13 protein-coding genes are annotated in these 18,569 nt (G+C 71.3%); 2 read left to right on the top strand and 11 right to left on the bottom strand.

Annotated elements, in window-relative coordinates; all coding sequences use genetic code 11:
• The 10 genes from ABS64_RS05715 to xylA all read right to left on the bottom strand — a co-directional run bounded on the left by ABS64_RS05715 (nt 1) and on the right by xylA (nt 14,774).
• The gene (locus tag ABS64_RS05715; RefSeq protein WP_292681736.1) at nt 1-645 is read right to left on the bottom strand and encodes a CMD domain protein; all 645 of its coding nucleotides are present in this window, start codon (nt 643-645) and stop codon (nt 1-3) included.
• On the bottom strand, nt 642-1,715 hold the full coding sequence (locus ABS64_RS05710; protein ID WP_016463611.1) for a putative FMN-dependent luciferase-like monooxygenase: 1,074 nt from the start codon (nt 1,713-1,715) through the stop codon (nt 642-644). The genes ABS64_RS05715 and ABS64_RS05710 overlap by 4 nt, the downstream gene beginning before the upstream one ends.
• Nucleotides 1,712-3,412: an ABC transporter ATP-binding protein gene (locus ABS64_RS05705; RefSeq protein ID WP_292681731.1), complete on the bottom strand. Its 1,701-nt coding sequence runs from the start codon at nt 3,410-3,412 to the stop codon at nt 1,712-1,714. The genes ABS64_RS05710 and ABS64_RS05705 overlap by 4 nt, the downstream gene beginning before the upstream one ends.
• Entirely contained in the window at nt 3,409-4,305 is an 897-nt protein-coding gene (locus ABS64_RS05700; protein ID WP_292681728.1) for an ABC transporter permease, read from the bottom strand. Before ABS64_RS05700 ends, ABS64_RS05705 begins: the two co-directional genes overlap by 4 nt.
• Nucleotides 4,302-5,351: an ABC transporter permease gene (locus tag ABS64_RS05695; protein ID WP_292681725.1), complete on the bottom strand. Its 1,050-nt coding sequence runs from the start codon at nt 5,349-5,351 to the stop codon at nt 4,302-4,304. Before ABS64_RS05695 ends, ABS64_RS05700 begins: the two co-directional genes overlap by 4 nt.
• 20 nt (nt 5,352-5,371) lie before the next feature.
• A complete protein-coding gene (locus ABS64_RS05690; protein WP_292681723.1) occupies nt 5,372-7,024 on the bottom strand; it encodes a TIGR04028 family ABC transporter substrate-binding protein in 1,653 nt (550 codons plus the stop codon).
• Nucleotides 7,025-7,268: 244 nt separating this feature from the next.
• Nucleotides 7,269-9,671, bottom strand: coding sequence for a malto-oligosyltrehalose synthase (gene treY, locus ABS64_RS05685; protein ID WP_292681720.1), 2,403 nt, complete (start codon nt 9,669-9,671; stop codon nt 7,269-7,271).
• Between the two features lie 2 nt (nt 9,672-9,673).
• Nucleotides 9,674-11,884 (bottom strand): glycogen debranching protein GlgX, encoded by a 2,211-nt coding sequence (gene glgX, locus ABS64_RS05680; protein WP_288121734.1) that lies wholly within the window; start codon nt 11,882-11,884, stop codon nt 9,674-9,676.
• Nucleotides 11,885-12,155: 271 nt separating this feature from the next.
• The gene (locus ABS64_RS05675) at nt 12,156-13,454 is read right to left on the bottom strand and encodes an FGGY family carbohydrate kinase (protein ID WP_292681715.1); all 1,299 of its coding nucleotides are present in this window, start codon (nt 13,452-13,454) and stop codon (nt 12,156-12,158) included.
• Between the two features lie 132 nt (nt 13,455-13,586).
• The gene (gene xylA, locus ABS64_RS05670) at nt 13,587-14,774 is read right to left on the bottom strand and encodes a xylose isomerase (RefSeq protein WP_036289709.1); all 1,188 of its coding nucleotides are present in this window, start codon (nt 14,772-14,774) and stop codon (nt 13,587-13,589) included.
• A gap of 112 nt (nt 14,775-14,886) precedes the next feature.
• Between xylA and ABS64_RS05665 the strand changes: the two genes are divergently transcribed.
• Nucleotides 14,887-16,083 carry an ROK family transcriptional regulator gene (locus tag ABS64_RS05665; protein WP_036289708.1) on the top strand — a complete coding sequence of 399 codons (1,197 nt, stop codon included), beginning with the start codon at nt 14,887-14,889 and terminating at the stop codon, nt 16,081-16,083.
• Nucleotides 16,084-16,101: 18 nt separating this feature from the next.
• Here the strand turns inward: ABS64_RS05665 and ABS64_RS05660 are convergent, their stop codons facing one another.
• A complete protein-coding gene (locus ABS64_RS05660; protein ID WP_288121675.1) occupies nt 16,102-17,100 on the bottom strand; it encodes a LacI family DNA-binding transcriptional regulator in 999 nt (332 codons plus the stop codon).
• A 169-nt stretch (nt 17,101-17,269) separates the two neighbouring features.
• Between ABS64_RS05660 and ABS64_RS05655 the strand changes: the two genes are divergently transcribed.
• The gene (locus tag ABS64_RS05655) at nt 17,270-18,559 is read left to right on the top strand and encodes an extracellular solute-binding protein (protein WP_292681709.1); all 1,290 of its coding nucleotides are present in this window, start codon (nt 17,270-17,272) and stop codon (nt 18,557-18,559) included.
• The last annotated feature ends 10 nt before the right edge of the window (nt 18,560-18,569 follow it).

Below are 18,569 nucleotides of genomic sequence, written 5' to 3'. Positions count from 1 at the left end.
TCAGGCTCCTTCGGAGACGGTGGCGGACGCGGCGGAGGTCGCGAGCGGCGCGGATGCCGCAGCCAGCACGCGCAGCCCCCAGGCGACCCGCAGTTGGAAGCTCAGGAAGGCGACGAGCTGCGACAGCGACACGATGTCGTCGGGGCTCCACCCGGCATCCACGAGCGCCTGCAGCGCCTCGGCGCGCGCCTCGCGCGGACGGAAGACGAGCAGGTGCGTGTGCGCCAACGCGGCGGACAGCCGCGGGCCCAGCGCTGCGGCTGTCCCGGCATCCGCAGCCCAACGCACGCCGTCGGTCGACTCGTCCTGCAGATTCGGCTCGCGGTACGCGCCGAACGGACCGGTCGCGGCGGCGTCGGTCGCGGCATCCGCGACGACGGCGATCAGCGCGGGCGCCTCGTCGCCGAGAAGGTCGCCGTAGAACGCCGTCGCCTCGGCGAAGCCGTGCAGCTGCGAGACGAACGAGGCGACGGCGTAACGCTCCGCCAGCGCGAACGTGCCGGGCGCGGCCGGCTCGAGCAGCGCCTCGAAGCTGCGCTGCGCGTTCTCGCGGGCCTGGGCACGCTGGTCGCGCACGGCGGCGAGCGGGCCGTTCGCGGCGATGCCGGCGAGCAGGTCGATGATGTCGGCGGTGGGGGTGCTCATGCGAGTCCTTCCGAGGGGGCGGCGAGGGCGAGCGGGCGGTGGGCGTGGTGGAGCGCGGCGGCGGCATCCGCTCCGACGGCGAAGCCGAGGCGGGGGGCGACCTCGCCGGCCAGCAGCTCGAGGGAGCGGAGGGTCAGCTCATGGGTGGCTGCGATCGAGTGCACCTGGAACGAGACGTCGCTGGCGGCCGGCAGCGTCCGGTCGGCCGACAGCGATGCGACGACCTCGTCGACCGTGCCCACGTGGGTGTCGGTGATCCGGACGAGCTCGTCGAGCGCGACCCCGTCGGTGTCGATGCCGAACATCGTACGGGCGAGGTGGCGGAGGCCGTCACCGGCCAGTTCGAGAGCGCGCGTGCGATCCTCGGGGTCGACGACGAGCGCGGTTCGCGACGCGAGCACGCGGACCGGCGCCCCCTCGGGCAGGGCGGCGCGGTAGGCCTCGATGATCGGCAGCTGCAGCTCGTGCAGGGGGGCACCGGGAGCTTCCGGCGTACGGGGCTGGGTGCGCGAGAGCAGCAGACCGTCGCCGCGCTCGCCGGCGCGGCGGCCCCCGTCGACCGAGAACGTCGCCTGCCAGATACGCGCCGACAGGTCGCCCGCGGCGGGATAGATGCGCGAGTCGGTCCCTCGGATGCCGCGCCCCTCGAGCGCGGCGAGGAGCACGTCCAGGTGATCGGCGAAGATCTCGCGGCGACGGTCGGACTCGCGTCCGAACGCCGCGAACGAGGAGGGCGTGCCGCCGGTGGCGAGGCCCAGCTGCACACGTCCGCCGCTGAGCTGATCGAGCACGGTGGCGTCCTCGGCGACGCGCAGGGGGTCATCGAGCGGAAGCGTGACGACGCCGGTGGCCAGCGCGATGCGGCTCGTGCGTTCCGCCGCGGCGGCCAGCAGCACGAACGGCGACGGCAGTCCTCCCTCGTGCTCGCCGAAGTGGTGCTGCGCGAGCCACGCCGAAGCGAAACCGTGGCGCTCCGCGTGAGCGATCTGCTCGATCGCGAACCGGTAGCGATCGGCGGCGGAGGCCTCTTCGAGCACACGGCTGAAGAAGCCGAGACGGGGACCGCTCATGCGGATACCTCTTCCTTGCGGGGGACGACGGGGCCGGCGGAGGTGAAGGCCGCAGCCCTCGACGCGGAGTCTGTGCGCAGCGACGCGCCGGGGATCGCCGCGAGGAGCTCGCGCGTGTAGGCGTGCTGCGGATCGGCGAAGACCGCGGCGGCCGCGCCGTGCTCCACCTGACGGCCGCGGCGGAGCACCGAAACGGTGTCGGCGATCTGGCGGACGACGGCGAGATCGTGCGAGATGAACACGTAGGTCAGTCCGAGCTCGCTCTGCAGCCGCGCGAGCAGCCGCAGGATCTGCGCCTGGACCGTGACGTCGAGGGCCGAGACGGCCTCGTCGAGCACGACCAGCTCGGGCTCCACGATCAGCGCACGCGCGATGGCCACGCGCTGGCGCTGCCCGCCGGAGAGCTCCCGCGGATGCCGCGACGCGATCTCGGGCGCGAGGGCGACGAGCTCGAGGTGATGCGCCACCCGGTCGGCCCGCTCGCCGCGGGTGCCGATGCCGAAGTTGCGAAGGGGCTCGGCGAGGATGTCGGCGATGCTCTGGCGCGGATCGAGCGACGCGTACGGGTTCTGGTAGACGAGCTGGGTGGTGCGGTGGAACGCGCGGCGTGCCCGTCCGCCGGCGAGCGCGGTGACCTCGGTTCCGCCGACACGGATCGTGCCGCGCGTCGGGCTGTTGAAGCCCGCGATCGAGCGCCCTGTCGTCGTCTTGCCCGAGCCCGACTCCCCGACGAGGGCGTGCGTCGTGCCGGGGGCGACGGTGAACGACACGTCGTCGACGGCGACCAGGGGCGAGCGTCCCGCGCGGCGGAACTCCTGCGTGAGCCCGGAGACCTCGACCAGGGTGTCGGCGAGGGCGGCGGCATCCGGCGCCGTGCGCTCGACGACGCGGGCGAGCGAGGGGGCGTCGGCGAGGAGCGTACGGGTGTAGTCCGACGTCGGCGCCGCCAGAACCCCAGCCGTGGGCCCCGCTTCCTGCACGCGGCCGCCCTGCATCACGACCAGCGCGTCGGAGCGGTCTGCGGCGACAGCGAGGTCGTGCGTGATGAAGAGGATGCCGGTGCCCGTCTCGGCGCGCAGCTCGTCGAGAAGGTCCAGGACGGTCCGCTGCACCGTCACGTCGAGCGCGCTCGTGGGCTCGTCGGCGATGATCAGCTCGGGCTGCAGCGCGAGCGCCGCCGCGATCAGCACCCGCTGGCGCATACCCCCGGACAGCTCGTGCGGATACTGACGTGCGCGAGCCTCGGGGTCGTCGATGCCGACGCGTTCGAGCAGGTCGATGACGCGCGCCTGGATCTTGGCGCGGTCCTTCCACCCGTGGATGCGGAGGGCTTCGCCGACGCTCCAGCCGATGGTGGCCACCGGGTTGAGCGAGTTGCCCGGGTCCTGCGGGATGAGCGCGATGCAGCGTCCGCGCAGATGCCGCCAGCGGCGCTCGCCGAGACCGACGAGCTCGGTCGGCCCGTCGGTGCGCTCGGACAGTCGGATGCTGCCGCCGGAGACGCGGCCGTTGGCGGCGAGCAGGCCGATGACCGACTGGGCGACGGTCGTCTTGCCCGAACCGGACTCGCCCACCAGAGCCGTGACCGACCCCGCCTCGACGTCGAACGAGACCCCGCGGACGGCCTCGACGGCACCGCGACGCGTGCGGTACTGCACGGCGAGGTCGCGGATGGACAGCAGCGGCTGCGCGCTCATGCGGCATCCCCTCCTCGAAGGGCCTGGCTGAGGCGGTTGGTCGCCAGCACGACGAACACGACGATCAGGCCGGGCAGCACCGTGAGCCACCAGGCGGTGGCGACGTAGTTGCGTCCCTCGGCGATCAGCAGGCCCCACTCGGGCGTGGGCGGCGGCGCGCCGTAGCCGAGGAAGCCGAGGGTCGAGATCTGCAGGATCGCCGAGCCGAACTGCAGCGCCGCCAGCGCGATCACCGGAGTGAGCGAGTTGGGCAGGATGTGGCGCCACAGCACGCCGAAGAACGTGCCGCCCGAGCCGTAGGCCGCCTCGACGAAGTCGGTGACCCGAACGCTCACGACGCGCGAGCGCGCCAGGCGCGCGAACACCGCGATCGAGGTGACCCCGACCGCGACGGCGGCGCTCGTGGTGCCGAAGCCCAACAGGATCACGACGCTCAGCGACAGCAGCAGTGCGGGGATCGCGAGCAGCACGTCGACGACACGCATGAGCACCTCGTCGATGACGCCGCCGAGCGCTCCGGCCGCGAGGCCGATGGCGGTGCCCACGACGAGGCCGACGAGCACGGCGACGAGCGCGCCGATGATCGACTGCGAGGCGCTGTAGACGACACGGGCGTAGAGATCGCGGCCGGTGGCGTCGGTGCCGAACCAGTGCTCGGCGCTGGGCGCCTGCAGCGCGGGCGCGACCGTCTCGGTGGGGTTCTGGGCCGTGAACAGGCCCGGGAACAGCGCCCACAGCAGGGCGACGAGGATCACGAGCGCCGGCAGGACGAACCCGACGCGCGAGACGAGGCTCCGCCAGCGCAGGCGCCGGTCGGGAGCGGGGGCGCCGGGGCCCGGGTCGCCGGGTGCGGTGTCGCCGGCGAGTCCAGCGGTGGTGGCCAGGGCGGTCATCGGTTCCCTCCTCGGGAGGCGGCGGCCGCCACGGTGGCACCGACCTCGGCATCCACGAGCTCGTCGACGGCGCGGTCGGCGGCCTCTTCGCGCGGTGCCGCGACCGACCCGCGGGTGGGCCCGGAGGTGCGCAGCCTCGCGTCGAGCACGGGGTACAGCAGGTCGACGATAAGATTGATGACGACGAAGGCGACGGTGGAGATCACGACGACGGCGAGCAGCACCGGGGTGTCGCGGTTGGCGACCGCCTGCGCCGTCAGCTGACCGATGCCGGCACGGGCGAAGACCGTCTCGGTCACGACCGCACCGCCCACGAGCTCGCCGAAGAGCAGTCCCGCCATCGTCAGGGTCGGCAGCAGCGCGTTGCGGGCGACGTTTCGCCACAGCAGCCACGGCGTGCTCGCCCCGCGCGCACGCACGACGGCGACGAACGGCTGCTCGCGCACCTCGTCGATCGAACGCATCAGCACCTGTGAGAGGGGCGCCGCGATCGGGGTCGCCAGGGTGATCACCGGCAGGATGAGCGCCTGCACGGGGTTGGCCCCGATGACGGGCACGAGCCCGAGCCGGAACGAGAACACCTGGATCAGGATGATGCCGATCCAGAACACCGGCAGGGAGACGAACAGGGGCGGGATGCCGCGGAACACCCGACGCAGCCCGCGACCCGCACCGTACGTCGCGGTGAAGGCGATCGTGACCGCGAGGAACACCGCCAATGCGAGACCGAGCACCGCCAGGGTCAGGGTGGGCGGCAACGCCGTCGCGATGAGGTCGGAGACGGCCGCGCCGCTGGCCACCGAATAGCCGAAGTCGCCCGTGAGGAAGCCCGCGATCGAGCGGACGTACTGGACGACGAGCGGCTGATCGGCACCCAGCGACTGGCGGATCGCCTCGATCTGCTCGGGGGTGAGCCCCAGCTCGGGGCTCCCGTACCGGGCGATGACGGCGTCACCGGGGAGCGCGGCCAGCAGCAGGTAGGCCGCCGTGTAGGCCAGAGCGAGCACGAGCACCGCCTGGCCCACACGACGAAGGACGTACGTCATGGATTCCCGGATCTCCCGACTCAGCCCGCGAGCCAGGTCGAGGAGAAGGTCGGGCGTCCGACCGACTCGGTCTCGAAGCCCTGGACCTTGGCCGTCAGGCCGAAGACCTGCGGTTCCTCGAAGATCGGCAGGATGTAGGCGTTCTCGGCGAGGTAGGTCTGCGCCGCCGCGGATGCCGCCTGACGCTGGGCCGTCGTGGGCTCGGACGCGATCGCCTGCAGGAGCGTGTCGAGCTGCGGGTCGCCGATGCTGCCGTCCGTGGGGTTCAGGTTGAGCAGCGTGTTGCGGTTCTTCGAGAAGTACTGCGACTTCAGCACATCGAAGTCCGCGCGGCCGACCATGGAGTGGTACACCTGGATGACGCTCTGGTCGGTGGACGCCTTGGTCTGCGCGGCCATGTCGCCGGCGAACAACGACACCTGGATGCCGAGCTTGCCCAGCTGCTCCTGGATGAGGGTGACGACCTCCTTCGAGCGCGGCTGCGGCAGCGCCTCGTTGAAGCTCAGCGTGAGCTTCTCGCCGTCCTTGGCACGGATGCCGTCGGATCCGAGGGTCCACCCCGCGGCATCCAGCAGCGACGCGGCCTTGGCCGGGTCGTACGTGTAGTACGAGGAGGTGTCGACGTAGCCGAGGGCGGTCTTGGCGAGCGCGCCGGTGGCCAGCGGGTAGTTCTTCGTGAACAGGGTGTCGACGATCTTCTGCCGGTCGATGCCGGCGATGATCGCCTGACGCACACGCACGTCGGCCAGACGCGGCTCACGGAAGCGGAAGCTCAGGCCGTTGTTGACGCCGTTGGTGGCGGCGGCGTGCAGCGAGAGGGCTCCAGCGGCGAACTGCGCCTCGTCGGGGGCGGGGATGTTGCGCGCGATGTCGGCTTGGCCTGCGACGACGGTGCCGACGCGCACGCTGTTCTCGGCCGCGACGACGTAGTTGACGCCCGCGAGGTAGGCGGCGCCCTGATGCTTCAGCGACGGCGGCGCCCAGTTGTAGTCCTTGCGCGCGGTGACGCTGGTCTGCGTGCCGATCTGCTCGTCGGAGATGACGAACGGGCCGCTGCCGATGATCTTGGTGGCGTTGCCCGGTCCGAACTGCTCGCTCGTGCGGTCGAGGGTCGCATCCGACAGCAGGCCCGAGTTGATGGTCGAGACGGCCTGCGCGAAGCCGGGCGACGGCGCGGTGAAGTGGAACACCACCGTGTGGTCGCCGGTCACCTCGCCGTGGTCGTAGTTGTTGATCGCCTCCGACACCGGAAGCGCCCGAGCCTTGTCACCCTTGCCGTAGAGGTCGATGTTCTTCACGACGTTGGCGGCGGTCAGCGGGGTGCCGTCGGAGTAGGTGACGTCGGTGCGCAGGTCGAACGTGTACTCGGTGGCGTCGTCGTTGACCTTGTAGTCGGTGGCGATCCACGGCTCGAGCTCGAGCGTCTCGGGGTTCTGGTAGAGCAGCCGGTCGGTCACGTTGTTGACGATGCCGCCGTTGGGGTAGAAGCCCGCGGACGGCGGGTACAGCGTCGTCCACGTCTGCGGCTCCAGGTAGGTGAGCGTGCCGCCGGTCTTCGGCTCGCCTCCAGCGGAGGCGGCGGGGGCGGCACTGCCGGAAGCGCAACCGGCGAGGAGGGCGACCGCGGCGAGGGTGGATGCCACGACGAGGGTCGTGCGGGTCAGTCGGGACATGGTGGTCTCCTGGTGTGCGCCGGGCGGCGCTGCGGTGAGCGGGATGATCCACCCCACCACGGCTGCATCCGGCGGGACCAACCGGCGGTCACGTGACGTAAGCGATCGTCACGAAACGTCATACGCACCCCTTTTCGACTCGCTGCGCTCGCTCAACGACCGGGGGGAGGGCGGCGCCTCCCGGTCGTTGAGCGAGCGGCGCAGCCGCGAGTCGAAAGGCCCCGACCCCGTCCGCGCCGAGCGGTCAGTCGGCCGCGACCAGCAGCGCGACCGGCAGGTCGGCGAGAACGACGGCCAGGGGCGCGGCCCCGCCGGCGAGCTCGCGTCCGGTGAACGCATCGCGCCAGCGTCCCGTGGGCAGCAGCACCGCGGTGTCGCCCCAGCCGCCGCGCGCGGCGAGCCCGACGGGCAGACGCGTCGCCACCGCGATCGCACCGCCCCGGTCGAACGCGACGGCGTGCGCGGATGCCGCGCCGACGACGGGCAGCGGCGTGTACCGCGTGAACAGGTCGGGCCGGGCACGGCGCAGCCGCAGGGTCCGCGACACGACGAGGAGCTTGGCGGCGCCGGTGTCATCGACCGACGGCATCCATCCGTCGTCGAGCCGTGCGAGCAGCGCGCGGCGCCCGGCGACATCGACGGGGCGCCGGTTGTCGGGGTCGACGAGCGAGAGGTCCCACAGCTCCGTGCCCTGGTAGACGTCCGGCACGCCGGGTCCGGCCAACTGCAGCAGCTTCGCCGACAGGGAGTTCGAGCGGCCGGCATCCACGACGTCGGCGACGAGCGCCTCGACCGTCGGCCGCGCGGCATCGAACGCGGCGTCGACGAGTCCGTGGACGCGCGCTTCGAACGCCTCATCGGGATCGGTCCAGCTCGTGCCGACGTCGCCCTCACGCGCGGCCTTCTCGGCGTACGCGTGCAGCCGCTCGGGGAGGGCCGGATCGTCCGACCATGCACCGATCACCGCCTGCCACAGGAGCGCATCGAGGGGGCCGTCCCCGGTGGATGCCGTCGCACGCAGCGCGTCCAGCGCCGCCGCCCAGCGGTCGGGGATCTCCGCGAGCACCGACAGGCGCGCCCGCACGTCCTCGGAGCGCTTGGTGTCGTGCGTCGTCAGCGCCGTGAGGGCGTGCGGCCACGACCCCTGGCGACGCGTGAACGCCGCGTGGAACCCGGGGACGTCGAGCGCGAACCACGACGGGTCGCCGCCCACCTCGGTGAGCGAGCTCAGCCGCGTATACCGGTAGAACGCACGATCCTCGACGCCCTTGGCGGTCACCGGGCCGGTGGTCTGCATGAAGCGCCGCGACAGCTCGGCGTCCGCATCGGCGACGAGCTCCGCCAGCACGACGAGGGCGTCGGCGAGGTCGGGCCGGCGCGCGGATGCCGTGGCCACGGCATCCGCCAGCAGCTCGCGGCCGGCCGGAAGGTACGCGCGGTAGACGGGGAAGGCGGCGAGCAGCTCGGCGAACGCGTCACGGGCACGGTCGTCGCCGAGGTGGGCGCGCACGGCGTCGGGCAGGCAGCGGATGAGACGACCGACCTCGGCGGCCTGCGAGGTGTCGGCGATCTCGCGCTTGGTGCCGGCGATCATGTCGTGCCAGTCCACGGGCCCGCCGCGCAGGCGCTCGTCGAGCGCGGTCAGCGCCGGCGCGCCGGCCGGGTCGACGAGCACCCGGTCGATCTCGCCGAGGGCGTCGTAGCCCGTGGTGCCGTCGGTGGCCCACCAGCCGGGCAGCTGTTCGCCCGGCTCGAGGATCTTCTCGACGTAGACGGGAAAGGCGGGGGTCGACGCGGCGCCGCGGGCCTCCGCGACCGCCGCAGCGAGCGCGTCGAGGTAGCCGCCCGGGTCGGCGAGGCCGTCGGGATGGTCGATGCGCAGACCGTCGACGAGCCCCTCGCGCACCCAGCGGAGGATCTCCCCGTGCGATGCCGCGAACACGTCGGGCAGCTCGACCCGCACCCCCGCGAGCGAGGTCACCGTGAAGAAGCGACGGTAGTTCAGCTCCTCGGCATCCCGCCGCCACGACGTCACCCGCCAGTGCTGGCGCTCCAGCACGTCGCGCACCGCGAGGCGGTCGGTCGTCGCGCGCAGCGGCGCGGTGCCCGGCGCCAGCGGCAGCACGAGGTCGTAGTAGCGCACCGTGCCGAAACCGTCGTCGTCGCCCTCCGGGGGTGCGACCTCGATCTCGCCGCGACCGAGCACCTCGTCGAGGGTGCCACCCAGCACGGGCAGCACGACGCGCTCGGCGCCGTGCTCCCAATCGATATCGAACGCGTGCGCGTGTCGTGACGCCCGTCCGTGGGTCAGGACGTCCCACCACCACGGGTTCTCGGTCGGATCGGCGACGCCCTGATGGTTCGGCACGATGTCCACGAGGATGCCGAGACCCGCGTCCCGTGCCGCGGCGACGAACCGCGACAGCCCGCCCGGGCCGCCCCGGTCGGCGTCCACCCGCGTGGGGTCCACCACGTCGTAGCCGTGGTCGGAGCCGGAGGCCGCCTGCAGGATCGGCGACAGGTAGGCCCAATCGACGCCGAGATCGTGCAGGTAGCCGGTGACGGCGGCGGCGGCATCCAGGTCGAACGACGCGCGCACCTGCAGGCGGTAGGTCGAGGCGGGCGCGCTGCGCGGGTCGTCGGCCACGGTCAGTGCGGCAGCTCGGGCTGCGGGGCCGGCGAGCGCACGATGTCGATCGGCACCGTCAGCGCCGCCAGCGACGCGGCGACGGAGTGGTCGACGTCGGGCTTCTGCTCCTGATAGTCGCGCAGGACGATGAGCGAGCGACCCGCCAGCTCGACGGCTTCGCCTCCGCGGCGCGACTCGGTGTCGGTGAGCTGGCCCGTGGTGTCGACGACGATCTCCCACTGCGGGCTGAACTCCGCGCGGGGGATCGTGAACGAGAGCCCTTCATCACCCGCGTTGAACAGGATGAAGAAGTGGCGATCGACGATCTGCTCGCCGCGGCGGTCGCGCTCCCGGATGCCGTCGCCGTTGAGGAACACCCCGACGGCGCGGCCGAAGCCGGACTCCCAGTCCTCGGGCTGCATCTCGGTGCCGTCGGGGCGCAGCCACGCGATGTCGGGCAGCGGCGCACCCTCCTCGCGGCGGACGGGCCGGCCGTCGAAGAAGCGGCTGCGCCGGAACGTCGGATGCTCGCGGCGCAACCGGGCGAGGGCGGCCGTGAACTCCACGAGCGGCTGGTCGACGTGGTTCCAGTCGATCCAGGTGATGTCGTTGTCCTGCGCGTACCCGTTGTTGTTGCCGCGCTGCGTGCGGCCCAGCTCATCGCCGTGCGAGATCATCGGCACGCCCTGGCTGAGCAGCAGCGTGGCAAGGAAGTTGCGCTGCTGGCGCGCGCGCAGCATCAGGACGCCCTGGTCGTCAGTGGGGCCTTCCACACCGCAGTTCCACGAGCGGTTGTGCGATTCGCCGTCGTTGTTGTCCTCACCGTTGGCCTCGTTGTGCTTCTCGTTGTACGAGACGAGGTCGCGGAGCGTGAAGCCGTCGTGCGCGGTGACGAAGTTGATGGAGGCGACCGGTCGACGCCCCGAGTTCTCGTACAGGTCTGCCGAGCCCGTCAGCCGCGACGCGAACTCGCCCAGCGTCGCCGGCTCGCCGCGCCACAGGTCGCGGACGGTGTCGCGGTACTTGCCGTTCCACTCCGTCCACTGCGGCGGGAAGTTGCCCACTTGGTAGCCACCGGGGCCGATGTCCCAGGGTTCGGCGATGAGCTTGACCTGCGAGATCACCGGATCCTGCTGCACGATCTCGAAGAAGGCCGCGAGTCGATCGACCTCGTAGAACTCGCGGGCGAGGGTCGCCGCCAGATCGAACCGGAAGCCGTCGACGTGCATCTCCAGCACCCAGTAGCGCAGGGAGTCCATGATCAGCTGGAGGGTGTGCGGGTTGCCGACGTTCATGCTGTTGCCGGTGCCGGTGTAGTCGGTGTAGTACCGCTTGTCGTCGGCTTCGAGCCGGTAGTAGGCCTCGTTGTCGATGCCGCGCATCGACAACGTCGGTCCCATGTGGTTGCCCTCCGCGGTGTGGTTGTAGACCACGTCGAGGATGACCTCGATGCCCGCGGCGTGCAGGGCTTTCACCATGCTCTTGAACTCCTGCACCTGCTGACCGCGCTGACCGCTCGAGGAGTAGGTGTTCTGCGGCGCGAGGAAGGCGATCGTGTTGTAGCCCCAGTAGTTGCTGAGACCCTTCTCCTGCAGGGTGGAGTCGTTGACGAACTGGTGCACCGGCATGAGCTCGATCGCGGTCACGCCGATGTGCTTGAGGTGCTCGATGACGGCGGGATGCGCGATCGCGCTGTAGGTGCCGCGGATCTCCTCGGGGATCTCGGGATGCAGCTGCGTCAGCCCCTTGACGTGGGCCTCGTAGATGACGGTCTCGGCATACGGGGTCTTCGGCAGCCGGTCGCCCGCCCAGTCGAAGAAGGGGTTGACGACGACGCCCTTCATCATGGCCGCGGCCGAGTCCTCGTCGTTGCGGGAGTCGGGGTCGCCGAAGTCGTAGCCGAACACCGACTGCCCCCAGTGGACCTGCCCTTCGACCGCCTTCGCGTAGGGGTCGAGCAGCAGCTTGTTGGGGTTGAACCGATGCCCGTTGGCGGGATCATTCGGCCCGTGCACGCGATAGCCGTATCGCTGGCCCGGCTGCACCGTGGGCAGATACACGTGCCACACGAACGCATCGACGTCGCGCATCTCGATGCGCGTCTCCTTGCCGCGGTCGCCGAACAGACACAGCTCGACGCGCTCGGCACCCTCGCTGAACAGCGCGAAGTTCGTTCCACTGCCGTCGAACGTCGCCCCGAGCGGGTACGCGGATCCTGGCCATGCCTGCATGTGCGACTCCCTGTGCGATGACATCGTTCGGTGACACCGTTGCCACACGCTCGAACCGTGACGAGACCATCCCGTGACGAGTTCAGCCTAGGCCTCGGACCCACTCGTCGGGGTGTGGGACGGTGGGTCTGGACGCGGGCGCGCGGAGTTGCTATACGCCGCGGCACCCCGCGAGAAACCAGCCTCGGAGCGAGAAACACGTGCAGACGTGATGTCTCGCGGCCGGGATGGTTTCTCGCTGGCTGCAGGACGCCGGCGGTGCGGGATGCCGTCAGGCGGCGAGGTTGCGGGCCGCCTGGCGAGCGGCCCCGAGCGCGACGTACTCGCCCGCCGCGGGCACGTCCACCGGCACGCCGAGGACGTCGGGGGCGATGCGCCGCACCGCCTCGGACTGCGCGCCGCCGCCGACCAGCAGCGCCCGTTCGATCGGCACACCGAGCCCGCGGATGGCATTCAGGCCGGCCGCGAGTCCTCGCAGCATGCCCTCGACGGCGGCGCGGGCGAGGTTCTCGCGGGTGGTGGAGGCGAGCGTCATCCCCGTCAGCTCCGCGGTCGCATCGGGCAGGTTGGGAGTGCGCTCCCCCTCGAAGTAGGGCAGCAGGCGCAGCCCCCCGGCGCCGGATGCCGCGGCCAGCGCGAGCCGGCTGAGCTCCCCGTGGTCGACGGCGAGCAGCCGGGCGGTCACGTCCAGCACGCGTGCGGCGTTGAGCGTCGCCACCAGCGGGAGGAAGTGGCCGTCGGCATCCGCGAAGCCCGCGACGGTGCCGGTGGGGTCGATCGTGCGCTCCGCACTGACCGCGAACACGGTGCCGCTGGTCCCGATCGAGACGACGACGTCGCCGACCGTCGCGCCCACCCCGAACGCCGCCGCCGCGTTGTCGCCCGCGCCCGCGCCGACGCGGCGGCCGTCGGCATCCGTGACCGACTCGAGAGGGCCGAGCACCCGCGGCAGCGCGGCGTCGTGGCCGAGCGCGGCGACGAGCAGATCGCGATCGTAGGCGCCTGTCGCGGGGTTCCAGTAGCCCGTGCCGGAGGCGTCGGAACGGTCGGTGATCAGCTCGTCGAACGCCGCGGTGCCCTCAGCCACCGGCCCGAACCCGCGCAGGCGCCAGGTCAGCCAGTCGTGCGGCAAGGCGACGGCGGCCACGGCCGCGGCGTGGTCGGGTTCGGAGTCGCGCAGCCACCGGAGCTTGGTGACGGTGAAGGAGGCCACGGGCACGAGTCCGGTGCGTCGCGCCAGCTCGTCGGCGCCGAACTGCGTGATCAGATCCGCCGCCGCCCCCGCCGAGCGGGTGTCGTTCCACAGCAGCGCGTCGCGCACGACCGCGCCGCGCGCATCGAGCGCGACCATGCCGTGCTGCTGCCCGCCGATCGCCCAGGCGGCGACGTCGGCGATGCCCCCGGCATCCGCGATCGCCTCCTGCAGCGCGACCCACCACGCCTCGGGATCGACGCTCGTGCCGTCGGGGTGCGCCGCGCGCCCCGAACGGACCACGGCTCCCGTCTCCGCATCGACGATGACGACCTTGCAGGACTGCGTCGACGAGTCGACGCCCATGACGAGTGCCATGTCGGCATCCTCTCTCGGTGGACCGCCACCACCCGCCGAGACACCGGATCCGCACCGAGACACCGGCGTGCGGCGGGTGTCTCGGTGCGGACGTGGTGTCTCGCGGGCGGGGCGGTCGGGCGGATGCCGGGGTCAGCGGGCGCCGAGCAGGTGCTCGGTGGCCAGCTGCTGCAGGCGGACGAAACCGAAGCCCTTGCCGCCGAGGTAGGCGTCGGTGTCGAAGTCCTCGTAGGCGGAGCGGTCGGCCACGAAGTCGTCGTAGCTCTCGCCCTCGGCGAACGTCGGCTGAGCGAGCTCGGCCACGCGCGCAGCGGCAAGTGCCTCCTGCACCTCCGGATCGGCGCGGAAAGCGGCCGCGCGCTCCTTCAGCAGCAGGTACGTGCGCATGTTGGCGGCTGCCGAGTCCCAGACGCCGGTCTCGTCCTCGGTGCGCGAAGGCTTGTAGTCGAAGTGGCGCGGTCCCTCGTAGGCCGGGCCGCCGTTCGGGCCGCCGTTTTCGAGCAGGTCGACCAGCGCGAACGCGTTGTGCAGGTCGCCGTGGCCGAACACGAGGTCCTGGTCGTACTTGATGCCGCGCTGACCGTTGAGGTCGATGTGGAAGAGCTTGCCATGGTAGAGCGCCTGGGCGATGCCCGCGGCGAAGTTCAGGCCGGCCATCTGCTCGTGGCCCACCTCGGGGTTCAGGCCCACGAGCTCGGGACGCTCGAGCGAGTCGATGAAGGCGAGGGCGTGCCCGACCGTCGGCAGGAGGATGTCGCCGCGCGGCTCGTTCGGCTTGGGCTCGATCGCGAAGCGGATGTCGTAGCCCTTGCTGTCGACGTAGTCGCCGAGGAAGTTGACGGCTTCGCGGTAGCGCTCCAGCGCCTGGCGGATGTCCTTCGCGGAGTCGTACTCGGCGCCTTCGCGACCGCCCCACATGACGAACGTCTGCGCGCCGAGCTCGGCTCCGAGGTCGATCTGGCGCAGCACCTTGCGGATGGCGAAGCGGCGTACGTCGCGGTCGTTCGAAGTGAAGCCGCCGTCCTTGAAGACGGGGGCGCTGAAGAGGTTGGTCGTGACCATCGGCACCTTCAGTCCCGTCGCGTCCAGCGCCCCCTTGAGACGGTCGATCTGGTGCTGACGGTCGGCGTCGCTGGAGCCGAAGGGGAAGAGATCGTCGTCGTGGAAGGTCAGCCCATACGCCCCCAGCTCGGCGAGCTTCTCGACCGCGTGCACGACGTCGAGCGGCGGACGGGTCGGGCCGCCGAACGGGTCGGTGCCGTTGTAGCCGATGGTCCAGAGACCGAAGGTGAACTTGTCGGCGGGGGTCGGGGTGGTCATGACGCTCCTTCGCGGTCTCCCGGGTGGGAGGTTTGTTGTTGACAGCAACCTATACCACGACGCACCCGTCGTCTACCGCGACGCCCGGCATCCGCGCCTCTAGGGTGGACGCGTGGCACGCGCAGAAGGAACCGTCGAAGGCGTTCGGCGCGCCAACCTCTCCCGCGTGCTGCGGCTCGTTCACGAAGACGGCCCCCTCTCGCGCGCGGCACTCACCGAAACGACCGGTCTGAACCGGTCCACGGTCGGCGCGCTGGTCGCCGACCTCGTCAGCGCGGGCCTCGCCACCGAGGGCGCCCCCGAGATGCACCGGCGCGTGGGACGGCCCTCACCGTCGGTCGCGGCCGCCGCGGACGTGGTCGCCATCGCGGTCAATCCCGAGGTCGACGCCCTCACCGTGGCCGCCATCGGACTCGATCGCACGATCGTGTGCCGCGAGCGCATCGAGCTCGCCGGACTGCTCACCCCCCAAGAGGCCACCGCGCTCACCGCCGAGGTGGTCGAACGCTGGCGCACGGGGGTGCTCGCCTCGCACCGCATCGTCGGCATCGGCATCGCGGTGCCCGGGCTGGTGCGCTCCGCCGATGGCCTCGTGCGCCGCGCCCCGCACCTCGACTGGACCGACGCCCCGCTGCGCGACGAGCTCGCGCAGGCCACGGGCCTGCCGACGGCGATCGACAACGACGCGACGCTCGGCGCCCTCGCCGAGAGCCGCTACGGAGCCGGTCGCGGCGTCGCCGATCTGATCTACGTCAACGGCGGCGCAAGCGGCATCGGCGGCGGCCTGGTGATCGGCGGACACCTCGTGCGCGGCGCGGGCGGCTACGCCGGCGAGCTCGGCCAGAACAGGCCGGGCATCGCACAGCCGGCGGATCGTCGCTCGGGCGCGCAGGGCACTCTGGAAGACGAGGTGAGTCGCTCGCGCCTGCTCGCCGTCGTGGGGCTGCACAGCGCGGACGAACCCACGCTCGAGGAGGCGATCCGCACCTCGGGGAGCGTGGAGGTCGCCGCGGAGGTCGAACGACAGCGCCGCATTCTCGCGACGGCGTTGGCGAACGCCGTGAACGTGCTCAACCCGTCGACCGTCATCCTCGGCGGCTTCCTGGCGACGATCCTCGACCAGGATGCCGAGGCCCTCCAGAGCGCCGTCCGCGAGCAGGCGATGGCCATGAACGTCGAAGACCTGCACCTGCGTGCGGCCGACCTGGGCCCCGACCGCCTGCTCGTGGGCGCGGCTGAGATCGCCTTCGACGCGCTGCTCACCGACCCCCTCGATGCACTGCCTGGCGCGCTGCCTGACGCGGGCTGACCCCCGGCATCCCCGCGCTCAGCGCAGCGGTGCGGTCGTCGCGCGCGGAATGAGCCGCGTGGGAAGCACGAGGTGCGTGGCCTCGGGGGTTCCCCCGGCGAGCATCGTCACCAGCATCCGTGCGGCCTCGGCGCCGAGGCGCTGAATGGGCTGGCGCACCGTGCTGAGCGGACGCGCCGTGAGGAAGGCTTCGGGGATGTCATCGAATCCGATCACCGACAGGTCGCCCGGCACATCCAGTCCCAGCTCCCCCGCCACCTCGATGAGCCCGAGCGCGGTGCGGTCATTGGCGGCGAACACCGCCGTGGGCCGGTCGGACTGCTGCAGCAGCGCACGCCCGACGACACGGACCGTGTCGGGGTCGTACATGCCCACGGCCACGAGGGCCGGGTCGAAGCGGATGCCGGCCTGACGCAGCGCGCGGCGGTAACCCGCCTCGCGCATCTCCGACGAGCGCAGTTCGGGCCGCCCCGCGAGAAACCCGATGCGCCGATGCCCGAGCTCGAGCAGGTGTGTCGTCGCCTCGAGTCCGCCGGCGAGGCTGTCGGATTCGACCGACGGGATGTCGACGCGGCCGGCGTGCGGGTCGACCGCGACGATCGGGACGTCGGCGTTCACACCCACCACGGTCGGGGTCACCATGATCGCCGCGTCGATCAGCGTTCCGCTGAGGCGGCTGAGCGAGCGCCGCTCCCACCCCTGCGGGTCGCTGTCGCGTGCTCCCGCGTACGCCAGCAGGTCATAGCGATGACTGCTCAGTGCCGCACCGACGCCTTTGAGCACCTCCGCGCTGAACGGCTCGAAGTCCGAGACGAGCACGCCCACGACCCCCGTCCGGCGGGAGCGCATACTGCTGGCGACGAGGCTCGACTCGTAGCCGAGCTCGGCCACGGCATCCAGCACGCGCGACACCGTCGCACTGGCGACGCCATACCGCCCGTTGACCGCTTTGGACACCGTGGCGACCGACACTCCGGCGGCGGCGGCGACGTCATGGATGGTGGCTCTGCGACTCACGGGGCGATCCTATGGGGACGGAAACGTTATTGAAAAGGTTTTTGAAAACGTTTGACGTTGTTGACAACAAATGGACACACTGGTGCACATTCCGGCCTGAACCCGTTCACCGGAATGCTCCGTGCCCCGAATGACCGGGGTGAGGCTCAATGAGGAGGACAGGAATCACATGAAGGCGAACAAGATCCTGACCGGAGCGGTGCTCCTGGTCGCGGGCACGCTCGGTCTGAGCGCCTGCAGCGGCGGATCCGGCGGGACCAACGCCGACGGCAAGGTCGAGATGACGCTCTGGCAGAACTCGACCACCGGTCCCGGACAGCAGTTCTGGAAGGACGCGATCGCGGCCTTCGAGAAGGAGAACCCGAACGTCACCATCACGATGCAGTCCGTGCAGAACGAAGACATGGACGGCAAGCTGCAGACCGCGCTGAACGCGGGCGACGCTCCCGACATCTTCCTGCAGCGCGGCGGCGGCAAGCTCGCGGCGATGGTGCAGGCGGGTCAGCTGATGGACCTCACCGACAAGATCGGCGACACCGCCAAGTCGGAGATCTCCGAGGGCTCCTTCAAGGCCGAGACCTACCAGGACAAGGTGTGGGCCATGCCGCTGGCGGTGCTGCCGAGCGGCTTCTGGTACAGCTCCGACCTGTTCACCAAGGCGGGCATCACGACGCCGCCGACCACCATCACCGACCTGGAGTCGGCCGTCGGCAAGCTGAAGTCTGCGGGCGTCGCACCCATCGCGCTCGGCGCGAAGGACGCCTGGCCGGCCGCCCACTGGTACTACAACTTCGCCCTCCGCGAGTGCAGCGCCCAGACCATCGAGAAGACCGGCGACACCAAGGACTTCAGCGACGGCTGCTGGCTGAAGGCTGCGGAAGACCTGAACGACTTCGCCGCGACCCAGCCGTTCAACGACGGCTTCCTGACCACGAGCGCCCAGCAGGGCGCCGGCAGCTCTGCCGGTCTCGTCGCCAACCACCAGGCCGCGATGGAGCTCATGGGCGCGTGGGACCCGGGCGTGATCGCCTCCCTCACCCCCGACGAGAAGCCGCTGCCCGACCTGGCATGGTTCCCGTTCCCCGAGCTGTCCGGCGGCCAGGGCGAACCGGGCTCGATGATGGGCGGCGTCGACGGGTACTCGTGCTCGGTCAAGGCTCCGAAGGAGTGCGCCGACTTCCTCAACTTCATCGCCTCGGCCGACCAGCAGAAGGCCTACTACGCGGCCTTCAGCGCCCCGCCCGTCAACAAGACGGCGCAGGCGGCGGTCAAGGAGCCCTACCTGCAGGAGGTCCTCGCCGCCTACAACAAGGCCCCCTTCGTGTCGCAGTGGCTCGACACCGTCCTCGGCCAGAACGTCGGCAACGCGCTGAACGTCGCCGTGGTCGATCTGCTCGCGGGCAAGAGCAACCCGCAGCAGATGATCCAGTCGGTCACCGACGCGGCCAAGAAGGGCTGATCGGATCGTG

This window comes from Microbacterium sp. SCN 69-37 (assembly GCF_001724435.1).
Lineage (GTDB): Bacteria > Actinomycetota > Actinomycetes > Actinomycetales > Microbacteriaceae > Microbacterium > Microbacterium laevaniformans.
The sequence above is the reverse complement of the archived record's forward strand: the minus strand, read 5'-3'. Positions and strand labels throughout refer to the sequence as shown.